This window comes from Bradyrhizobium sp. JR4.1 (genome assembly GCF_040548605.1).
Classification (GTDB): Bacteria; Pseudomonadota; Alphaproteobacteria; order Rhizobiales; family Xanthobacteraceae; genus Bradyrhizobium; species Bradyrhizobium canariense.
The window spans coordinates 38,330-59,092 of sequence record NZ_JBEPRY010000001.1 but is presented as its reverse complement, the minus strand read 5'-3'; the positions used below and the strand labels follow the sequence as shown (position 1 = coordinate 59,092).

Annotated in this window: 19 protein-coding genes and 1 pseudogene; 13 read left to right on the top strand and 7 right to left on the bottom strand. The window is 64.1% G+C overall.

What is annotated here, in order from left to right:
* Nucleotides 1-3 precede the first annotated feature (3 nt).
* The 3 genes and pseudogenes from ABIB90_RS00315 to ABIB90_RS00305 all read right to left on the bottom strand — a co-directional run bounded on the left by ABIB90_RS00315 (nucleotide 4) and on the right by ABIB90_RS00305 (nucleotide 2,509).
* Nucleotides 4-678: pseudogene (locus ABIB90_RS00315) on the bottom strand (GntR family transcriptional regulator).
* Between the two features lie 197 nt (nucleotides 679-875).
* On the bottom strand, nucleotides 876-1,688 hold the full coding sequence (locus tag ABIB90_RS00310; protein ID WP_354199926.1) for an alpha/beta fold hydrolase: 813 nt from the start codon (nucleotides 1,686-1,688) through the stop codon (nucleotides 876-878).
* A gap of 2 nt (nucleotides 1,689-1,690) precedes the next feature.
* Nucleotides 1,691-2,509: an alpha/beta fold hydrolase gene (locus tag ABIB90_RS00305; RefSeq protein ID WP_354199925.1), complete on the bottom strand. Its 819-nt coding sequence runs from the start codon at nucleotides 2,507-2,509 to the stop codon at nucleotides 1,691-1,693.
* 139 nt (nucleotides 2,510-2,648) lie between these two features.
* On the opposite strand from ABIB90_RS00305, the gene ABIB90_RS00300 reads away from it, so the two are divergent.
* Nucleotides 2,649-3,191 carry a methylated-DNA--[protein]-cysteine S-methyltransferase gene (locus ABIB90_RS00300; RefSeq protein WP_219680412.1) on the top strand — a complete coding sequence of 181 codons (543 nt, stop codon included), beginning with the start codon at nucleotides 2,649-2,651 and terminating at the stop codon, nucleotides 3,189-3,191.
* 17 nt (nucleotides 3,192-3,208) lie between these two features.
* Here ABIB90_RS00300 and ABIB90_RS00295 read toward each other — a convergent pair whose 3' ends face one another.
* Nucleotides 3,209-4,753 carry an acyl-CoA synthetase gene (locus ABIB90_RS00295; protein ID WP_354199924.1) on the bottom strand — a complete coding sequence of 515 codons (1,545 nt, stop codon included), beginning with the start codon at nucleotides 4,751-4,753 and terminating at the stop codon, nucleotides 3,209-3,211.
* Nucleotides 4,754-4,940: 187 nt separating this feature from the next.
* Nucleotides 4,941-6,113 (bottom strand): acetyl-CoA C-acetyltransferase, encoded by a 1,173-nt coding sequence (locus ABIB90_RS00290; protein ID WP_354199923.1) that lies wholly within the window; start codon nucleotides 6,111-6,113, stop codon nucleotides 4,941-4,943.
* Between the two features lie 208 nt (nucleotides 6,114-6,321).
* Here ABIB90_RS00290 and ABIB90_RS00285 point away from each other — a divergent pair, with 208 nt between their 5' ends.
* The 8 genes from ABIB90_RS00285 (at nucleotide 6,322) to ABIB90_RS00250 (ending at nucleotide 15,399) form a co-directional block, all read left to right on the top strand.
* Complete coding sequence (locus ABIB90_RS00285; RefSeq protein ID WP_502918229.1) at nucleotides 6,322-6,924, top strand: TetR family transcriptional regulator; 603 nt, start codon at nucleotides 6,322-6,324, stop codon at nucleotides 6,922-6,924.
* Nucleotides 6,925-6,990: 66 nt separating this feature from the next.
* The gene (locus ABIB90_RS00280; protein WP_007615252.1) at nucleotides 6,991-7,749 is read left to right on the top strand and encodes an SDR family NAD(P)-dependent oxidoreductase; all 759 of its coding nucleotides are present in this window, start codon (nucleotides 6,991-6,993) and stop codon (nucleotides 7,747-7,749) included.
* Nucleotides 7,750-7,936: 187 nt separating this feature from the next.
* Nucleotides 7,937-8,743 carry an enoyl-CoA hydratase/isomerase family protein gene (locus ABIB90_RS00275; RefSeq protein WP_219680401.1) on the top strand — a complete coding sequence of 269 codons (807 nt, stop codon included), beginning with the start codon at nucleotides 7,937-7,939 and terminating at the stop codon, nucleotides 8,741-8,743.
* Between the two features lie 43 nt (nucleotides 8,744-8,786).
* Entirely contained in the window at nucleotides 8,787-10,658 is a 1,872-nt protein-coding gene (locus ABIB90_RS00270; protein ID WP_354199921.1) for an AMP-binding protein, read from the top strand.
* A gap of 27 nt (nucleotides 10,659-10,685) precedes the next feature.
* Nucleotides 10,686-11,813 carry an acyl-CoA dehydrogenase family protein gene (locus ABIB90_RS00265; protein ID WP_007597244.1) on the top strand — a complete coding sequence of 376 codons (1,128 nt, stop codon included), beginning with the start codon at nucleotides 10,686-10,688 and terminating at the stop codon, nucleotides 11,811-11,813.
* A gap of 140 nt (nucleotides 11,814-11,953) precedes the next feature.
* A complete protein-coding gene (locus ABIB90_RS00260) occupies nucleotides 11,954-13,201 on the top strand; it encodes an acyl-CoA dehydrogenase (RefSeq protein ID WP_007597243.1) in 1,248 nt (415 codons plus the stop codon).
* A 117-nt stretch (nucleotides 13,202-13,318) separates the two neighbouring features.
* A complete protein-coding gene (locus ABIB90_RS00255; protein ID WP_354199920.1) occupies nucleotides 13,319-14,563 on the top strand; it encodes an acyl-CoA dehydrogenase in 1,245 nt (414 codons plus the stop codon).
* A gap of 137 nt (nucleotides 14,564-14,700) precedes the next feature.
* The gene (locus tag ABIB90_RS00250) at nucleotides 14,701-15,399 is read left to right on the top strand and encodes a nitroreductase (RefSeq protein ID WP_354199919.1); all 699 of its coding nucleotides are present in this window, start codon (nucleotides 14,701-14,703) and stop codon (nucleotides 15,397-15,399) included.
* Between the two features lie 131 nt (nucleotides 15,400-15,530).
* Here ABIB90_RS00250 and ABIB90_RS00245 read toward each other — a convergent pair whose 3' ends face one another.
* Both ABIB90_RS00245 and ABIB90_RS00240 read right to left on the bottom strand, forming a co-directional pair.
* The gene (locus ABIB90_RS00245) at nucleotides 15,531-16,079 is read right to left on the bottom strand and encodes a sigma-70 family RNA polymerase sigma factor (protein WP_007597240.1); all 549 of its coding nucleotides are present in this window, start codon (nucleotides 16,077-16,079) and stop codon (nucleotides 15,531-15,533) included.
* Nucleotides 16,079-16,312 carry a NepR family anti-sigma factor gene (locus tag ABIB90_RS00240; RefSeq protein ID WP_007597239.1) on the bottom strand — a complete coding sequence of 78 codons (234 nt, stop codon included), beginning with the start codon at nucleotides 16,310-16,312 and terminating at the stop codon, nucleotides 16,079-16,081. The genes ABIB90_RS00245 and ABIB90_RS00240 overlap by 1 nt, the downstream gene beginning before the upstream one ends.
* Nucleotides 16,313-16,533: 221 nt before the next feature.
* On the opposite strand from ABIB90_RS00240, the gene ABIB90_RS00235 reads away from it, so the two are divergent.
* The 4 genes from ABIB90_RS00235 to htpG all read left to right on the top strand — a co-directional run bounded on the left by ABIB90_RS00235 (nucleotide 16,534) and on the right by htpG (nucleotide 20,759).
* Nucleotides 16,534-17,340, top strand: coding sequence for a response regulator (locus tag ABIB90_RS00235; RefSeq protein ID WP_007597237.1), 807 nt, complete (start codon nucleotides 16,534-16,536; stop codon nucleotides 17,338-17,340).
* Nucleotides 17,341-17,503: 163 nt separating this feature from the next.
* Entirely contained in the window at nucleotides 17,504-18,103 is a 600-nt protein-coding gene (locus ABIB90_RS00230; RefSeq protein WP_354199918.1) for a nuclear transport factor 2 family protein, read from the top strand.
* A gap of 251 nt (nucleotides 18,104-18,354) precedes the next feature.
* Entirely contained in the window at nucleotides 18,355-18,768 is a 414-nt protein-coding gene (locus ABIB90_RS00225; protein WP_007597234.1) for a hypothetical protein, read from the top strand.
* Nucleotides 18,769-18,890: 122 nt separating this feature from the next.
* On the top strand, nucleotides 18,891-20,759 hold the full coding sequence (gene htpG, locus ABIB90_RS00220) for a molecular chaperone HtpG (protein WP_354199917.1): 1,869 nt from the start codon (nucleotides 18,891-18,893) through the stop codon (nucleotides 20,757-20,759).
* Nucleotides 20,760-20,763 lie beyond the last annotated feature (4 nt).

Here is a 20,763-nt window from a genome sequence, read left to right as displayed (position 1 = left end):
CGGTTACGCCGCCTCTTCCGTCGCCCTCAATCTCTCTTCGGTCATTCGTCCCGCCGTCTGCGCGTGCGCAAGCGCCGCACGCTCGGCCGCCTTCGCGTCGCCCGCGAGAATGTGTCCGGCAATGTCGGCATGCTCGGCCCAGGCGCTGCCGCGATAGTCGAGTTCGGACAGCACCGTCGCCATCGAGCGGCGCATATGCGGCCATTGCGGCGTGATCGTCTCCTCGATCACGGGATTGCCGGCGAGCCGATAGATCGCGCGATGAAACGCGACGTCGAGCGCAATCAGCTCGGCGAGCGCGGTCTTGCCGTCGATCCCGCGTCCGGCGGCGAGCGCCGCCTCCAGCCGCGCGCGTCCCGCCGCATCGCTTGCGGCGCGCTCGCCGGCAAGCCGCGCCGCCAGGGCATCGATGGCTCCGCGCACCTCGTAGAGCTGGCGGATGCGTGCGGGATCGAGCTGGGTGACTTCAAAACCGCGCCGGCCGCTTTCCGCGACGAGCCCCTGCCGGTGCAGCAGGTGTAGCGCATGCGACACCGGCTGGCGCGACACGCCGAGCCTGTCGGCGAGCTCGTTCTGCCGGATGCGCTGGCCGGGCTGCAGCGTGCGGTCGGAGATCGCCTACAGGATCCGCGCATAGACCTGGTCGATCAAGTTCGGAAGCGGGTCGAGGGGGATCACGCCGGCAGCTCCCAGAACGGCAACAGGGAATACGGAATTCCGTATTCAAACGTACGGCGCAAGGGCGAGGGCGTCAAGCGCGGCCAAGTGGGCGTCCGACCTCGTTTTTTGCGCTTCGCCAAGCCCTTGATATTGCTAGGGTCGGCTACTGTGCATGGGGTTGTTTTCGAGGAAAAAGAAAAAGAGGGGTGAGGCACCTACTTCGCCAGGAACGCTTTCATCGCCGCGCCGAACTCCAGCGGCGCCTGCTCGAACATCCAGTGCCCGGCATTGGGGATCACGGCCGTCTTCGCCCCAGCGATGTGCTCGGCCAGCACGCGCCACATCACCGACAGGCTCCCCGTCGTCGCGCCGCCGCCGATCAGGAGCGTCGGGGTCGTGATCGCTTGCGCATCCGCGAGCGTGTAGGGCCTGCGCTGCTCGTTGATCTGGCCGAGCAAGGTGATCGCGTTGTCGCGCAATTGCTGCTTGGCCGCCGCCGGCACGCGCCGCCACGAGCCGTCGCCTTCGATGCTTTCATAGAAGTTCTGCAGCGCACCTTCGATGTCGCCGGCACGGATCATCTCGACCGAGCGCGCTGTGCGCGCGGCCAGCGGCGGATGTGTGGGCGTGCCGGCGGGCACCGGCAGGCTTGCATCGAGATCGCCGCCGGGCTCTGCCAGCACCAGCTTGCGCAACAGATCGGGCCGCGACTGCGCCACGCGAAACGCGATGTGGCCGCCGCGCGAATGGCCCATCAAATCGACCGGCGCGGGTTTGACCTGCTCGATGAAAGCGATCACGTCAGCGACGTGCTGGGCCATCTTGTAATCGTCGCCGACGGCGTCCCAATGCTCGGGAAAGAAATGCCGCAGGCTGACCGAGATCACGCGATGCGATTTCGACAGCGGGCCGAGCACTGGATACCAGGTGCGGAAATCGCCGAGCGTGCCGTGCACGCAGACCAGCGGATGGCCCTCGCCGACTTCGAGATAGGCCATGTCGTAACCATTGACGCGAAATGTCTGCATGATCAGCCCGCTAGAAAATCCAGCACCACTTCGGAGTATTTCTGCGGCGCCTGCTCGAACATCGGGTGCGTTGCGTTCGGGATGACGGCCGTCCTGGAATACGGCACATGGGCGGCGAGCGCATGCAGCACTTTCGGCAGCAGGCCCTTGGTCCGCGCGCCCAGGATGAATAGCGTCGGCATCTTGATGGACTCCGCGTCCACCTTCGAGAACGGCGGGCGGTTGTCGCGGACCTGACCGATCAGCGTGAAGGCGTTGTCGCGCAGATTCTGCTTCACCAGCGCCGGCAGCCGCGGCCAGGTGCCGGGCCCTTCCAGCGTGTCGACGAAGACGGCAAGGCCGCCGTCGATGTCGCCGGCCGCGATCTTCTCGGCCGAGGCCGTGAACCGCGCCAGCAGTGGCGAGGGGTCGCCGGCATAATCGGGGTCGAGGCTCGCATCGAGCTCCCCGCCGGGCTCGGCCAGCACCAACCGCCGGAGCAGCTCCGGCCGCCGCTGCGCCACGCGGAAGCAGATGTGCCCGCCGCGGGAATGGCCCATCAAATCGATCGGGCCAAGGTCGAGTTCCTCAATGAAGGCGATGACGTCGTCGACATGCTGGGCGATCGAATAGGTGTCGCCGACGCCATCCCATCGCGCCGGGAAGAAATGCCGCAGGCTGACGCAGATCAGCCGGTGCCGCTGGGATAGCGGCCCGAGCACGCAGCCCCAGACACGGAAGTCGTTAAGCGAGCCATGCACGCAGACCAGCGGCGGCCGGCCTCGGTCTTCGCCCACGTCGAGATAGGGCATGTCGTATCCGTTGACGTGGAGACTTTGCATTTGCGGGCTCGCGAAAGGGGAGGCGGAACTCCTGTGCAAGATTCCCGGAAACCGGGTGGATCGCAACTATTTCCAAGCTTAGATTTGAGCTCAGTTCACATTGGGGGCATGCAAGGGAACGCAAGCCAGGGACCAAGCCATGACCGACCAGCATTTTGCCCTGTTCGATAGCAAGATCGGCCTTTGCGCCATTGCCTGGGGTCCGCGCGGCATCAACGGCACGCAATTGCCGATGGGTGGTGAGCAGAAGATCCGCACCCGCATCAGCCAGCGGCATGCTGACGCCAGCGAAGCCGAGCCGACTGCCGAAGTGCAGCAGGCGATCGACCGCATCACAAAACTGCTCGCGGGCGAGCCGGATGACCTCACCGACATTCCGCTCGATCTCGACGGCGTGCCCGACTTCAACCGCGGCGTCTACGCCATCGCCCGCACCATTCCGCCAGGCAAGACCGTCACCTATGGCGACATCGCCAGGCAGCTCGGCGGCGTCGAGCTGTCGCGTGACGTCGGCCAGGCGCTCGGCCGCAACCCGTGCCCGATCGTCGTGCCCTGCCATCGCGTGCTGGCGGCCGGCAACAAGCCCGGCGGCTTCTCCGCGAATGGCGGCGTGGTGACGAAGCTGAAGATGCTCGAGATCGAAGGCGCGCTGGTGAACCACACGCCGAGCTTGTTCGATTGAGGCGATGCCGCCGCGGGCTAAATCTTCGCCGCCGCCTTCGGCCAATATTTGTCGCGCAAATGCCGCTTCACCAGCTTGCCGGTCGGCGTCCGCGGCAGCTCGGCTTCGAAATCGATCGAGCGCGGGCATTTGATCGTCGAGAGGCGGCTCTTGCAGTAGGCGATCAAATCGGCCTCGAGCTCGCTGCCGGCGCGCTTGGGATCGTGCGGCTGCACCACTGCCTTGACCTCTTCGCCCATCTCCTCGTTCGGCACACCGAACACGGCGACGTCGGCGACCTCAGGGTGGGTGATGAGTACGTCCTCGGTCTCCTGCGGGTAGATGTTCACGCCGCCCGAGATGATCATGTAGGACTTGCGGTCGGTGAGAAAGAGAAAGCCGTCTTTATCGAGATAACCGACGTCGCCGAGCGTCGACCAGCCTTTTGCGTTGTAGGCCTTCTTCGTCTTCTCGGGATCGTTGTGATAGGTGAAAACCGGCGCATCGGCGAAATAGACCGTGCCAATCTCGCCCGTCGGCTGCTCCTCGTCGTTCTCGTCCAGGATCTTGATCTTGCCGACCACGGCGCGGCCGACGCTGCCGCGGTGCTCCAGCCATTCCTTCGAGTTGCAGACGGTGACGCCGTTGCCTTCGGAGCCGGCGTAATACTCGATCAGGATCGGCCCCCACCATTCGATCATCTTGGCCTTGACCTCGACCGGGCAGGGCGCGGCAGCGTGGATCGCGCCCTTCAGGGTCGAGACGTCGTAGCGGTTGCGGACCTCGTCCGGCAGCTTGAGCATGCGCACGAACATCGTCGGCACGAGCTGCGCGTGGGTCACCTTGTATTTTTCGACCAGCTTCAGGAAATCTTCGGCGTCGAAGTGCTCCATGATGATGGAAGTGCCGCCGAGCACGATCGCCATCATGTTGAAGCGCAAGGGAGCGGCATGATAGAGCGGTGCCGGTGAGAGATAAATAGTCTCGGCATTCATGCCGCACATGTTGGCGCTGAGCACGCGCAGAAGCGCGTTCGGCTCGTCGATCGGCTTGCCCTCGAACGCCTTTTTGATGCCCTTGGGTCGGCCGGTGGTGCCGGACGAATACAGCATGTCATAGCCGGCGACCTCGTCGGCGATCGGCGTTGTCGGCTGGGCGGCCGCTTCCTTGTCGTAGGAGCGGAAGCCTGACAGTGGCTCGTCCATCATGTAGAAGGCCGGCTCGCCGGGCGCACCCTTGATCAGAGCCTTGATTTGGTCGGCGCATTTCGGCGTCGTGATCACGACCTTGGCGCCGCAATCGGCGATGATGTAGTCGATCTCGTCCTGCTTCAAATAGCGGCTGATCGCGGTGTAATAGAGCCCGCTGCGTTGCGCCGCCCAGCAGATCTCCATGAAGGCGAGGCGGTTCTCCATCAGCAGCGCGATGTGGTCGCCGGCCTTCAGCCCGAGCGAGCGGAACAGGTGCGCCCCCTGGTTCGAAAGCTCGTCGAGCTCACGATAGGTGATCGCCTTGCCGGTCCCGGCCATCTGATAGGCGATCTTGTCGGGTGTGGCGCGGGCGTAGATGGAGGGGTGAGTCATCGCCGAGATCTCGCAACATAAACGGTGCCATCCCGGCGAACGCCGGGATCCATAGCCACCCATCCCAAGTGTTGAAACACGATGTCGCCCCAGCCGGGCATAACGACAGGCTCCTGTGGTTATGGGTCCCGGCCCCCGTGCGCAATTGCGCACTAGGCCGGGACGACACCATTAGCGACGCAGCGGCTTACAGACGCTCCACGATCGTCACATTCGCCATGCCGCCGCCTTCGCACATGGTCTGCAGGCCATAGCGCTTGCCACGCTGATGCAGGGCATGCACCAGCGTCGTCATCAGCTTGGTGCCGGAGCAGCCGAGCGGATGGCCGAGCGCGATGGCGCCGCCATTGACGTTGAGACGTTCCGGATCGGCGCCGGTGGTCTTCAACCACCCCGTCGGTACCGAAGCAAAGGCCTCGTTGACTTCGAACAGGTCGATATCGTCGATCGTCATGCCGGCCTTTTCCAGCGCGCGCTTGGTGGCGTGCAGCGGAGCATCGAGCATGATCACGGGATCGCCGCCCATCATGGTCATGTGGTGGACGCGCGCCAGCGGCTTCAGGCCAAGCTGCTTCAGGCCACGCTCGTTCACCACCATCACGCCGGAGGCGCCATCGCAGATCTGGCTGGCGCTGGCCGCGGAGAGCTTGCCGTTCTCGGCGATCAGCTTGACGCCCTTGATGCCGTCGAGCGTGGCGTCGAAGCGGATGCCCTCGTCGATGTGGTGGGTGTCCTTGGAGCCGTCGGCGCGGGTGATCTCGAGCGGCACGATCTCCTTCTTGAAGTGGCCGGCCTGGGTTGCCGCGATCGCGCGCTGATGGCTGTTGTAGGAGTACTCGTCGAGCTCATCCTTGGAGAGGCCGTACTTCTCGGCCATCATCTCGGCGCCGGTGAACTGGCTGAACACGATGTTCGGATAACGGTGCTCGATACCCGGGCTCTTGTAATTGCCAAAGCCGTTCTTGGCGGGAAGCTGCGACGACAGGCCCATCGGTACGCGCGTCATCGATTCCACGCCGGCGGCGATCACCACGTCCATCGCGCCGGACATCACGGCCTGGGCTGCGAAGTGCAGCGCCTGCTGCGAGGAGCCGCATTGGCGGTCGATCGAGGTGCCCGGCACGCTCTCCGGCAGCTTCGAGGCCATGATCGCGTTGCGCGCGACGTTGTTGGACTGCTCGCCGACCTGCATGACGCAGCCCATGATCACGTCCTCGACCAGCGCAGGATCGACCTTGGTGCGGTCGACCAGCTCGTCCAGCACCTTCGCGGCGAGATCGGCCGGATGCCATCCGGCGAGGCGGCCCCCCTTGCGCCCACCGGCGGTACGCGCAGCGGCGACGATGTAAGCCTCGGCCATGTCGGTTTCTCCCTGGATTATTCTGAATGGTTGGTTGTCGGGGCGGATTTAAGGGGCGACTGGTCGTTTAGTCAATCGATCAATTAACTCTTGTGGAGAGGCGCTGCTTGGGCTTATCTGCGGCGGCTCTCGCGCTAAATCGGGGATCTCCGTGACTACCAGCGTACCGAACAGGCTCCCCAGCGGAAAGAATTCCACGGCAGAGAAATTGCTCGTGGCCGCGAGCGAGCTGATGATCGAACGCTCCTCGATCGAGATTTCGCTGAGCGACATCGCCCAGAAGTCCGGCGCCAACGCCGCGCTGGTCAAATATCACTTCGGCAACAAGGACGGCCTGCTGTTGGCGCTGCTCGAGCGCGACGCGGGGACGGAACTGTCCAATCTCGAATATCTGCTGGCTCAGTCGATCACGCCGACCGCGAAGCTGAAGCTGCACATCGGCGGCATCATCCGCGCTTATCACCGGTTTCCCTACATGAACCGGCTGATCCACTATCTGTTGCACGAGAGCGTCGCGGGCTCCGCGGACGAAGTCTCGAAATTCTTCGTCGCGCCGCTGCTGGATTTCCATCGCCGCCTGCTCGCCGAAGGCGTCAGCCGCGGCGAATTCCGCGCCACCGATCCGGTGCTGTTCTACACCAGCCTGATCGGCGCCTGCGATCATTTGTTCTTCGGCCGGCACGCGATGTCGCGCGCGACCGGCGTCGGCCCGGTCACCGACGACGTCTGCCGGCAATACATCAAGCACATGGAAACGCTGATCTGCGGCGGCATCCTCACGAATATCGAGGAAGCTGCCGCGGCCGGATAATCTGGCCAGAACGCAGAAGTCTAGAGAAGAAACGCCCAAGGAAAAGGTAGAGGAAAGGTATTTGCGATGCAGTTGAAAGACGTAGCCGTTCTTATCACCGGCGGCGGGTCGGGCCTTGGTGCCGCGACCGCCCGCGCCATGGCCGCCAAGGGCGCCAAGATCGGCGTGATCGACCAGAGTAAGGAAAACGCTGAGAAGGTCGCCGCCGAAGTGAAGGGCATCGCGCTCCACGCCGATGTCACCAGCGAGGAGCAGATCAAGGCGGCGATCGCCAAGGCGGAAGCCGCGCACGGCGTCGCGCGCGTGCTGATGAACTGCGCCGGCATCGGCGGATCGCAGCGCATCGTCGGCCGCGACGGCGTCTACCCGCTGGAAAAATTCGCGCGCATCATCAACGTCAATTTGATCGGCACCTTCAACTGCCTGCGTCTGTTCGCCGAGCGCCTCGTCACGATCGAGCCGGTCGGTGAAGAGCGCGGCGTCATCGTCAACACGGCGTCGGTCGCGGCTTACGAAGGCCAGATCGGCCAGATCGCTTATGCGGCGTCGAAGGGCGGTGTCGTTGGCCTTACCCTGCCGGCGGCGCGCGATCTAGCGAGCCAGAAGATCCGCGTCAACACCATCGCGCCCGGCCTGTTCCTGACGCCGCTGCTGATGGGCTTGAACGAAGAGGCCCGCAAGAGCCTCGGTGCCCAGGTGCCGCATCCCGCGCGACTCGGCGACGCCAATGAATACGGCTCGCTCGCCGTGCACATCGTCGAGAACCCGATGCTCAATGGCGAGACAATTCGCCTCGACGGCGCGATCCGCATGGCGCCGCGTTAGGGCTCTTTTTCCTTCTCCCCTTGTGGGAGAAGGTGGCGCGCGTAGCGCGCCGGATGAGGGGTCTCTATCCACGGAGACAGACCCCTCACCCAGGCGAATTCCGAGCTCACAGCGTACATGCCCTCTCCCACAAGGGGAGAGGGCGCAGCAATCGGCACCGCGAATGGCGGCAAGCACGAGGCGCCTCATGTCCCAACCGCTGCTGATCGAGCACAACGACGGCGTCGACACCGTGACGCTCAATCGTCCCGAACACCTCAACGCGCTCGATCCTGCGCTGATCGACGCGCTCAATGTCTACTTCCAGGGCCTTCAGCGCAACCGCGACACGCGCGTCGTGGTGCTGAAGGGCGCCGGCAAGAATTTTTGCGCAGGGCTCGATCTCAAGGCGGCGATGGCGCGTCGTGCCGGCCAGCAGGAGCCGCCCGGTGTCACGGAGTCGCTGGACTCGCAGCGGCGCATCGCCGACATCGTGATGCTGATGCGGCGCTGTCCGCAGCCGATCCTCGCGCTGGTACAGGGCGCGGCGGCCGGCGGCGGCTTTGCGCTGGCGCTCGCCTCCGACATTCGCATCGCGACGAGATCGGCGCGGATGAACTGCGCTTTCATCAAGCTCGGCCTTGGCGGCTGCGACATCGGCACCAGCTATTTCCTACCGCGCCTGGTCGGTGTCTCCGTGGCCTCGGAGCTGATTCTCACAGGGCGCTTCATCGGCGCCGAACGGGCGCTCGCGGTCGGGCTGGTCTCCGAGGTCGTCGAGGAGGACAAGCTCGATGATGCCGCCGAACCCTATGTCGACGCGATGATCACGGCCTCGCCCGTGGGCTTACGCCTGTCCAAGGAATGTCTCAACATGAGCGTCGATGCCGGATCGCTGGAAGCCGTGATCGCGATGGAGGATCGCAACCAGGTCCTGTGCAGCCGCTCCGAGGAGTTTTCGGAAGGCATCAGGGCCTTCCTTGAGAAGCGAAAGCCTGTCTATATCAGGCGCTGACAATGAAGATCCGTAAAGGACGAGAAATTCCGGGAGACGCACAATGAGTGGAAGCGCGGCGGCGGTGATGACGAAGCCCGCCTTTCGCAAGGTCAAGTGGCTTGCGCGCGACATCGATGTCGAGCGCCGCGACGACGGCACGGTGGTGCTGAAGTCGCGCATCCCGCTGCAGACCTACGAGAAGCATATCCCGGCTTCGCTGGCAAAATGGGCGAAGGAAGCGCCCGAGCGGATCTGGCTTGCCCAGCGCGGCGGCCCTAACCGCGAATGGCGTAAGGTGTCCTATGGGAAGGCCAAGCGCACCGTGGATGCGCTGACGCAAGGCCTGCTTAACCTTGCGCTCGACGGTCGCCCGGTCACGATCCTCTCCGGCAATTCGATCGAGCACGCGCTGATGACGCAGGCGGCGATGCAGGCGCGCGTCCCGGCCGCGCCGGTCTCGCCGGCCTACTCCTTGATGAGCCATGATCACGTCAAGCTGAAATATTTGTTCGACCTGATCAAGCCGGGCGTGGTGATGGTGCAGGACGGCCCGACCTTCGAGAAGGCGCTGAAAGCGCTCGATCTCACAGGCGTCACCGTCGTTCACGTCTTGCGGCCCTGCGAGGGTATCGCGAGCGTCAGCTTTGCCGAGCTCGCGGCGACGGCCGTGACTGCCGATGTCGAAGCGTCGATTGCGAAGATCACGCCTGAGACCGTCGGCAAGCTGCTGTTCACGTCAGGCTCGACCGGCATGCCCAAGGCCGTCGTCAACACGCAAGCGATGATGTGCGCCAATGCGGCGATGATGATGCAGGTGCGGCCGCGCGATCCCGGCGGTCCGATCTCGACCATGCTGGATTGGATGCCCTGGAACCACACCATGGGCGGCAACGCGGCGTTCCACCCGATCCTGGTCGATGGCGGCACGCTCTATATCGATGACGGCCGGCCGATGCCGGGCCAATTCGATGAGACGCTGCGCAATCTGCGCGAGATCTCGCCGACCTATTACGCCAACGTGCCCGCCGGCTATGCCGCGCTCGCCGCGGCCATGGAGAAGGACGAGGCGCTGTGCCGCTCCTTCTTCAAGAATCTCTCGATCATGGCCTATGGCGGCGCGCGGCTGCCTGACGATCTCTACGACCGCATGCAGGCCCTCGCCGTGAAGACCACCGGCGAGCGCATCGTGTTCTACACCGGCTGGGGCTCGACCGAGACCGCGCCAACCTCGACCGGCACCTATTGGGACACCGACCGCGTCGGCCTGATCGGCCTGCCGTTCCCCGGCGTCGAGTTGAAGATGGTGCCTTGCGGCTCGAAATACGAGCTGCGTCTGCGCGGCGTCAACGTGACGCCGGGATATTTCGGCCAGCCTGACCTGACGAAGAAAATGTTCGACGAGGAAGGTTTTTATTGCATCGGTGACGCCGGCGTCTTCGTCGACGAAACCGATCCGGTGAAAGGCATCATCTTTGCTGGGCGCGTGGTCGAGGATTTCAAGCTGACCACCGGCACCTTCGTCCATGTCGGCTCGCTGCGTACAGATGCGATCGCCGCCGCGACGCCGGTCGTGCATGATGCGCTGGTCGCGGGGCAGGATCGCGCCTTCATCGGCCTGCTGGCCTGGCCGAACCTGCATGCCTGCCGCCAACTCGTCGGCAAGCCCGACCTCAGCTTCGAGGATGCCGTGAAGCATCCCGAGGTGATCGCTTGCTTCAGGCGCGGGCTGGAGGCTCACAACAACGAGTGCGAAGGCGCCAGCAGCCGCATCATCGCCCGCGCCATGCTGATGGCGGAGCCGCCCTCGATCGATGGCAACGAGCTCACCGACAAGGGCTACATCAACCAGCGCGCCGGCCTGGAGCGCCGCGCGGGGCTGGTGGAGCGGCTTTATGCCGAGAAGCCTGACCAGGACGTCATCATTCTCAAGTAATCGACATCATCAACACGGATACGCGCCATGAACTTCGATTTCTCCGACGACCAAAAGCAGCTCCGCGATCAGGCGCGCAAATTCCTCACCGAGAAGTGCCCACCCAAAGCTGTGCGCATGGTTCTCGACGGCAAGGCGCCATACGACAAGGAGCTGTGGAAGAGCCTCGCCGAGATGGGTTTTCTCGGTGTCGCCATTCCCGAGGATTTTGGCGGCGCGGGCGCCGGTCATCTCGAACTTTGCGTGATCGCTGAAGAGATGGGCCGGGCGAACGCACCGGTGCCGTTTTCCTCCACCGTCTATCTCGCAGCCGAAGCGCTGCTGATCGCCGGCAGCGACGCGCAGAAGAAGAAATGGTTGCCGGCAATTGCCTCGGGCGAGGCGATCGGAACGCTGGCGCTGTTCGAGGGCAAGGGCAATCCGTCGCCGAAGAACGTCAAGCTGACGGCTGCGAACGGCGTGCTCAACGGTGTCAAGAAGCCGGTCCCCGATGGCGCGATCGCCGACTTCGCGGTGGTCGCGGCACGCACGGGATCGAGCGGGCGCGACGGCGACATCTCCTTATTCATCGTCGATCTCAAGGACGGCGGCGTCGAGGTGAAAAGCCTGACCAACCTCGATCCGACCCGCGGACAGGCCGAGATCACTTTCAGGGATTGCAAGGCAGAGCCGCTAGGCGCGGCCGGCGAAGGCTGGAGCATCTTGACTCAAGTGCTCGATCGCGCCGCGGTGCTCTGCGCGTTCGAGCAGGTGGGCGGCTCCGACCGCGCGCTGGAGATGGGCCGCGACTACGCGCTCGACCGCATCGCCTTCGGCCGACAGATCGGCTCGTTCCAGGCCGTCAAGCACATGCTGGCAGACATGTACGTGTCGGCGACGCTGGCACGTTCCAACAGCTATTACGGCGCTTGGGCGCTCTCGACCAATGCATCCGAATTGCCGGAAGCGGCTGCAGCCGCGCGCATCAGCGCGACGCAGGCGTTCCAGCACTGCGCCAAGAACAACATCCAGGTTCACGGCGGCATGGGTTTCACCTGGGAGTTCGACTGCCACATGTACTACCGCCGTGCCAACGCCATGGCGCTCGGGCTCGGCAGCCTGTCCTATTGGGAAGACCAGTTGATCGACCGTATGCGCAAGAAGAACGCGGCGTGACGTTATCGTCATTCAGGGGCGCCGCAGAGCGGCGAACTATGATGTGCAATTGCACATCCGAGAATCCAGAGATGAGTGAATAACGTCGAGATTCCGGGTTCGCGCTTCGCGCGCCCCGGAATGACAGAGAGAATAGAACCATGAACTTCGACGATACCCCGCAGGAAGCTGAATTTCGCGCCACTGCTCGCGCCTGGATCGCGGCCAATGCACCGAAGCAGTATGAGGAAGAGCTTCGCAAGTCCTCGCTCGGCCGCACGCAATTGAAGAACGCCAACATCCTCGACGTCGCAAAGGCCTGGCAGAAGAAGAAGGCCGATGCCGGCTGGGCCTGTCTGCACTGGCCGAAGGAGTATGGTGGCCGCGGCTCGTCGCCGATCGAGCGTGTGATCTGGCAGCAGGAAGAGGGGCCGTTCGGCCAGCTATCCCGCATGTTCATCATCGGCCACGGCATGTGCGGGCCGACCATGATGGCGTTCGCGCGCGAGGAGCACAAGCGCGCCTATCTGCCGCCGCTCGCCTCCGGCGAAAAGGTCTGGTGCCAGCTGTTCTCCGAGCCCGCGGGCGGCTCCGACGTTGCGGGCCTGCGCACGCGCGCGGAGAAAGACGGCGACGAGTGGGTCATCAACGGCCAGAAGATCTGGACGTCGGGCGCGCACTATTCCGATTACGGCATTTTGCTCACCCGCACCGATCCGACCGTGCCCAAGCACAAGGGCCTGACCATGTTCTTCCTGGACATGAAGAGCCCCGGCGTCGAGGTGCGGCCGATCAAGCAGGCGAGCGGCGCGTCCGACTTCAACGAGGTCTATTTCACCAATGTGCGCATTCCGGATCATCAACGCCTCGGCGAGGTCGGTGACGGCTGGAACGTCTCGCTGACCACGCTGATGAACGAGCGCAGCGCGATCGGCGCGGCCGTCTCGACCGGCTTCCCCGAGCTGTTCGAATATTGCACGAGCCTGATGCTCGATGACGGCCCGGCGATCGAGGATCGCGCGGTGCGCGCGAAGCTGGCGAACTGGGCTGTGAAGGCGAGCGGGCTGAAATATACCAGCATGCGCGCGATCTCGGCGCTGTCGAAGGGCGAGCGCCCGGGACCGGAAAACTCCATCGGCAAGCTGGTCGCTGGCTCGATGATCCAGGATGTCGCGACCTGCGCGCTGGATTTGCAAGGCGCCGCCGGTGTGCTTAGCGGTGCTGAAGATTCCGAACTCGCCGGCCGCTTCCAGGCGATGCTGCTGCGTGCGCCCGGTACCCGCGTCGAAGGCGGCACCGACGAGATCATGCGCAACATCATCGCCGAGCGGGTGCTGGGCCTGCCCGGCGACATCCGGGTCGACAAGGACGTGCCGTTCAACAAGATCCCGACGAAGGGAAGGAATTAGCCGTCATTCCGGGGCGGCTCGAAGAACCGAACCCGGAATCTCGAGATGTGTAGGTAAAGCTCTGGATTCCGGGTTCGCGCGTTGCGCGCCCCGGAATGACAATAAAAAGGAAGCGCCATGAATTTCGACGACACCCCGCAGGAAGCCGCATTCCGCGAGACCGCGCGCAAATGGGTCGAGGCCAACGCGCCGAAGGAGTTTTTGGCCGAGCTGTCAAAATCCTCGCTCGGCCGTATCCGGCTCGCCAACCACGACATCGTCGATGTCGGCAAGGCCTGGCAGAAGAAGAAGGCCGAAGGCAATTGGGCCTGCCTGCATTGGCCCAAGGAATATGGCGGCCGGGGTGCAACGCCGATCGAGCGGGTGATCTGGCAGCAGGAGGAAGGCGTCTATGGCAAGCTGACGCAGCCGTTCCAGATCGGCGAGGGCATGTGCGGCCCAACCGTGATGGCTTGGGGCAGCGAGGAGGCCAAGCGGCGCCATTTGCCGAAGCTGGCCGCGGGCGAGGAGATCTGGTGCCAGCTGTTCTCCGAGCCGTCGGCGGGCTCTGACGTCGCGGGCTTGCGCACGCGCGCGGAGAAGAAGGGCGACAATTGGGTCGTCAACGGCCAGAAGATATGGACCTCCGGCGCGCACTATTCGGACTACGGCCTTTTGATCGCGCGCACGGATCCGAATGTCCCCAAGCACAAGGGTCTCACCATGTTTTTCCTGGACATGAAGAGCCCTGGCGTCGAGGTGCGGCCGATCAAGCAGGCCAACGGCATGCAGGAGTTCAACGAGGTCTATTTCACCGATGTGGTGATTCCGGACAGCCAGCGGCTCGGCGCCGTTGGCGAGGGCTGGAGCGTGTCGCTGACCACGCTGATGAACGAGCGAATGTCGATCGGCTCGCGGCTTGCGACCGGCGTGCCTGAATTGTTCGAGTTCTGCTCCAATGTAATGCTGGAGGATGGGCTCGCGATCGACGATCCTGCCGTGCGCTCCAGGCTTGCGAGCTGGGCGGTGAAGTCGAGCGGGCTGAAATACACCAGCTACCGGGCGATCTCGGCGCTGTCCAAGGGTGAACGGCCGGGGCCGGAGAATTCGATCGGCAAGCTCGTGTCCGGCATGATGCTCCAGGACATCGCGACCTATGCCATGGACCTCCAGGGCGCGGCCGGCGTTCTCACCGGCACTGACGAGGAGACCGTGCAGGGCCAGTTCCAGCAGATGCTGCTGTCCTCGCCTTCGATGCGCATCGCGGGCGGCACCGACGAGATCTTGCGCAACATCATCGCCGAGCGCGTGCTGGGATTGCCGGGCGACATCCGCGTCGACAAGGACGTGCCGTATAACAAGATCCCGACCAAGGGACGGTGATCTAGCCTCTCGCTGCATCTCGTAGGGTGGGCAAAGCGAAGCGTGCCCACCATATGCAGATGCGCCGAGGTAAGTCTGTCGGTGGGCACGGCGCTATGCGCCTTTGCCCACCCTACGAGAAAAGTGCGAGCTGATCCATGGACGCTGCAGTCAATCAGAACAACCGCATCGGCGTGCTCGAAGAGCTGCTCAACGAGCGCTACTCGGTCCGTGCCTTCCTGGCCAAGGAGGTCGATCGCGCGACGATCGAGCATGTGCTGACCACCGCGCAGCGCACGGCGTCCTGGTGCAACAGCCAGCCCTGGCAGATCGTCATCGCCAGCGGCGAGGCCAAGGAGCGTTTCCGCAATCTGATTTATAAGGAGGCTTCGGGCGGTCTCGGGGACGACTATGATTTCCCGCCGCCACGCGAATATCTCGGCGCGTACCTCGAACGCCGCCGCGAGAGCGGTTTTCAGCTCTACAACACGCTCGGCATCGCGCGCGGAGACAAGACGGCGTACGCGAAGCAGGCGCTAGAGAACTACAATTTCTTCGGCGCGCCGCATGTGGCCATCATCCACACCGACGAGCCGCTCGGCATCTACGGTGCGATCGATTGCGGCGCCTATGTCTCGAACTTCATGCTGGCCGCGCAGGCGCTCGGGCTCGGTACGATTCCGCAGGCGGCGCTCGCGCGCCACTCCGGCCTGATCCGCCGCCATTTCAATCTGCCTGATGATCGCCGCATCGTTTGCGGCATTTCGTTCGGCTATGCCGACAACGCCCATAAGGTCAACAGCTACCGCACGTCGCGTGCGAGTGTGGCCGAGACCGTGACCTTCGTGGACAAGTAATCAGGCGTGGACCGGTGATCGAGGCGGCGCACGCCCCGCATCACGTTTCAGACGCGATCACGTCAGACATACGAAGACGGCCGCGGAAGCGGCCGCCTTCATCGCGGTCTCAATCCGAATAACGCCCGCCGTCAGCCGCCGCTGCCGCCGATCACGGCGCGAATGGTCTCGTCGGGCCCGAAATCCTCCGCGCCGTCGACATAGAGCAGCGCCGCGAGCTTGGAGCGCGCGCGGTTGACGCGGCTCTTGATCGTGCCCACCGCGCAGCCGCAGATCGAGGCCGCATCCTCATAGGAGAAGCCGGAGGCGCCGACGAGGATCAGCGCTTCACGCTGGTCCTGCGGAAGCTTGTCGAGCGCCGTGCGGAATTCCTCGAACTCGAGATGGGCGTTCTGCGAGGGCTGCGTCTTCAGCGTCTTGGCATAGTTGCCTTCGGCATCCTCGACTTCCCGCCGCCGCTTGCGATAGTCGGAGCGGAACAGGTTGCGCAGGATCGTGAACAGCCACGCCGGCAGATTGGAGCCGGGCTGGAACGAGTCGATGTTGGCGAGCGCGCGCAACAGCGTCTCCTGGACAAGATCGTCGGCGCGATCGGCATTGCCGCTGAGCGAGATGGCGAACGCGCGCAGACTGGGCACGGCCGCCAGGATGTCGTTACGCAGGGAGTCCGTGAGAGGCATCAATCCCTCCCATTGTTGTTGTCGTTGGAGCCGCCACCATTTTCCACTTGGGGTGTCGCTCCCGGCGCATCAAGTTTCTTGATCAGTTCCGCGAACCGGTCCGGAACCCCCTGCCGCACCACGTCGTCGTACATGGCGCGCAGCTGGTGCCCGATCCGGGACTGAATCTCCGGAGTGAGCCCTCCCTTGCCGGGGGTCGTGCTTTTGCTGGCTTGAGACTTGAGATCTTTCATGACCTGTTCCACGTTTCCCCGAGTTAAGTAACTGTAAAATCGAGAAGTTCTCTCAACCGGGAGCCGTTCCCTGGATAGGCTCAATGCGAGTTGCGAGAAAAAGTTCCGCCCCGATGCGGAACTTTTCTTGGTCTGAGGCGTAATCAGCCCAGCAGGGGAACCCGGGCCCCCCGCCTAACGCCTGCACGTCAAGGTCGGCCCGAAGATGATATGGAGTGGGGATGTCCCGTTCACAGCTCGTTGCTGAACACTTGCCGTTGTTGCGCCGGTACGCACGCGCCCTGACGGGCAGCCAGTCCTCCGGTGACGCCTATGTCGCAGCCATGTTGGAAGCCATGCTGGGAGATCCGTCGGTGCTCGACGAGAGCCACGGGCCGCGCGCCGGCCTGTTCCGGCTGTTCACCCAAATCTGGAATTCCGTTTCCGTCAACGACGATTCGGAAGTGACGAACCTGCCGATGCCCCCGGAGCGACGGCTGTCCAACATCACGCCGTTGCCGCGGCAAGCCTTCCTGCTGCTCTCGCTCGAGGGATTCTCGGAAGAAGAGGTCGGCTACATTCTCGGCACCGACGTCGGCGAGACGCGCCGGCTTGCGGATGCCGCAGGGCGTGAGATGGCCGCCGAGATCGCCACCGACGTGCTGATCATCGAGGATGAGACCTTCATCGCCATGGATCTCGAGAGCCTGGTGAAGAATCTCGGCCACAATGTCGTCGGCGTCGCCCGCACCCACGCCGATGCGGTCGCGCTGGCAAAGAACAAGCGTCCTGGCCTGATCCTCGCCGACATCCAGCTCGCCGATGGTTCGTCGGGCCTCGACGCCGTCAACGAGCTGCTCCGCACCTTCGAGGTGCCGGTGGTGTTCATCACGGCATACCCTGAGCGCTTCCTCACCGGCGAGCGTCCCGAGCCGGCGTTCCTGATCTCAAAGCCATTCCAGCCGGCGATGGTGTCGGCGGTGGCGAGCCAGGCGCTGTTCTTCCAGCGCAACTCCCGCAACCGCGCGCCGAAAGTGCCGGCGGCGTAAGGAAGCGCCTGCGCCCGGCATTTGACGAAATCCCGATCCGGCGTGCCGCAAGGTGCGCCGGATTTTCGTTGATCCGGTTGCCGCGCTTGACGGCCATCGAATTCGCCGCTCATACCTCGTGTAGCGGCCGCGTTGCAGCCGCGGTGCCATCGGAGACGTGTTCATGGACCAGCAACTCCTCGATCGCCTCGCCATCCGCGACCTCGTCGAGAACTGGGCGGTGTGGCGCGATGCCGGCGACTGGGAGCGCTTTGCCACGGTCTGGCACGAGGAAGGCTGGATGTCCGCCACCTGGTTTCAGGGGCCGGCGCGGGATTTCATGCGGGTCAGCCAGGAGGGGTTCGCCAAGGGCGTGCGCATCCTGCATTTCCTCGGCGGCACCAGTATCGACCTCGAGGGGGCGCGCGCCATCGCGCAGACCAAGATGACCATCTCGCAGCGCGCGCCGGTGCACGACTTGCCCTGCGACGTGGTCTGCACCGGGCGCTTCTACGATTTCCTGGAGAAGCGGCAGGGAAAATGGGGCATCGTCCGCCGCCAGCCGATCTACGAGAAGGACCGGATCGACCCGGTCGATCCCGCCGCGACACTTCAGCTCGACCAGAAAGCCCTTGCCGCGCTCCCGGAAGGCTACCGCCACCTCGCCTACATGCAGGAGCTGATCGGCTACAAGGTCAAGCGCGACATGCCGGGCCTGACCGGGCCTGAGGTCGAGAAGCTCTATGCCGAGGGTCGGGATTGGCTGGCGGGGAAGGCGAACTGAACTCCAGACAAAAGTAAGGCGCGACTGGCATCACCACAGTCGCGCCCTACGTCACCGGCTTATGGGGCAGGGGGGAATAGCCGGCTGTTGAGACGACTCCCGTCCGCGAAAGTCGTTCCAGGCGGTTGCGAAATTTTTTTCGCGGGGACCGTGCCCTTTCGCACACGGTTAAGTGATCTTAACGACTGAGAACTCTGGGTCCTCTCCTCGCGTTGTTCCCGCGATCGCCATGGGGCGAGGGACCGACAGCCATGTCACAGATTCAAAAGGTATTTTTAGGCGCGGTCGCGATCGCCGCGACGCTTGGCGCCGTCCAGGTGGGCGCCGTGCAGCTGGCCTCCGGCCATGATCTGGCCGACCGCTGGCAGGCGGTCGCTGACAAGCCGGGCCATAACGTCAATCGCGCCAGCAAAGCCGACCGGCTGGCCGACATCAAGCAGGCTGAGGTTCCGACCCGCACCGTGTCGATGCGGCTGAACGATCTGGCCGACACGTCGGTGCTGTTGCGGGTCCCCGCAGTGATCGAGGCCGGTAACGCCAAGCCGCCGGTGTTGCTCCCGGACCAGAAGCAGAGCCGCAAAAAGCCGACGATCGCCTGCGAGCCGATGGTCAGCTCCCTGACCGAGGTCGCAAAACTGCTCCAGCCCGGCCGCTGCGTGACCTGACCGGCATTTGCCACGGACAAGTCGCCCTCCGTCCGGAGGGCGATTGCTGCCGTCCACTTGATCCCCTGCCCCCTCGCGTTATATCCCGGGTTTCTTCCCCTTTCGATTGACCGGGTAAACGCATGACGACGTCAGACACGGCTGTGCATACGCAGCCCTTCCAGGCCGAGGTTTCCGAGCTTCTGCACCTGATGGTGCACTCCGTCTATTCCGAGACCGACATCTTCCTGCGCGAGCTCGTCTCGAACGCATCGGACGCCTGCGACAAGCTGCGCTATGAGGCTATCGCTACTCCGGCGCTGCTGGGTGACGGCGACGCGCTCAAGATCCGGATCATTCCGAACAAGACGGCCGGAACGCTTGCGATCGCCGACAATGGCATCGGCATGGAGCGGCAGGAGCTGATCGACCACCTCGGCACCATCGCCCGCTCCGGCACCAAGGCCTTCGTGTCGAAGCTCAAGGAGGCCAAGGATGGTCTGGGCCTGATCGGCCAGTTCGGCGTCGGCTTCTATTCCGCCTTCATGGTCGCCGACAAGATCGTCGTGGTGAGCCGCCGCGCCGGCGAGAGCGACGTCTGGACCTGGACGTCCTCGGGCGGCTCGGGCTTCGAGATCGCGCGTGCCAGCGAGGAGGATGCGGCCCGCGTGCAGCGCGGCACCGAGATCGTCCTGCATCTCAAGGACGAAGCGAAGAAATATCTCGAAGCCTACGAGATCGAGCGTATCGTCGGCGCTTATTCCGACAACATTCTCTTCCCCATCGAGCTCGTGCCCGAAGAGGGTGAGCCGCGTCAGATCAATTCTGCGAGCGCGCTATGGCAGCGCTCGAAATCCGAGCTCACGCCGGAAGACTACAAGAAGGCCTATCAGCAGATCGCCTCCGCCTTCGACGATCCCGCGATGACGCTGCATTATCGTGCGGAGGGGCGTTACTCCTACGCCGTGCTGCTGTTCGCGCCCTCGACCAAGCGGTTCGACCTGTTCGAGCCGAACCGCAAGGGGCGCGTCAAGCTGTATGTCCGCCGCGTGTTCATCACTGACGATGCCGATCTGCTGCCGGGCTACCTCCGCTTCATCCGCGGCGTGGTCGACAGCGAGGATCTCCCGCTCAACATCTCCCGCGAGATGCTTCAGAACAATCCGCAACTCGCGCAGATCCGCAAGGCCGTAGCGACCCGCGTACTGTCCGAGCTCGAAAGCCTTGCGGAGAAGGATCCGGAGAACTTCGCGAAAATCTGGGAGGCCTTCGGCGCGGTGCTGAAAGAAGGCATCTACGAGGATTTCGAGCGCCGCGAAAAGCTGCTCGCGCTGTCGCGTTTCACCACGACCTCGGGCGAGAAGCGCTCGCTCAAGGACGTCATCGCCGATTTCAAGCCGAACCAGACCGAGATCTATTACCTCGTCGGCGACAGTATCGAGCGGCTGAAGTCGAACCCCCGGCTCGAGGCGGCGACTGCGCGCGGCATCGAAGTGCTGCTGCTGTCCGATCCCGTCGACGCCTTCTGGACCTCGATGCCCTCGGAGTTTGACGGCAAGCCGCTGAAGTCGCTGAGCCAGGGCGATCTCAATCTCGACCTCATCCCGCGCGTCGACGAGGCGAACAAGGACGAGCCGGCCGCCGACGAGGCCGCCACCATCGCGGTGATCAAGGCCGCGCTCGGCGAGCGCGTCAGCGACGTCAAGGCCTCGACGCGTCTGACCAGCTCCGCTTCCTGCCTCGTCGCCGACAGCCAGGGCCCGAGCCGCGAGCTCGAGCGCATCCTGGCCCAGCAGAACCGTGGCATGCGCACCAAGCCGATCCTCGAGATCAACCTGCGCCATCCGCTGGTCACGGCGATCACGAAGGCTCAGGCCGGCTCGAAGGCGGTCGACGATCTCAGCCTGCTCCTGCTCGAACAGGCGCAGATCCTGGACGGCGAGCTGCCGGAGGACCCTGCGGCGTTTGCGGCAAGGTTGAACCGGCTGGTGTTGCAGGGGCTCGGCGGGTAGCCGG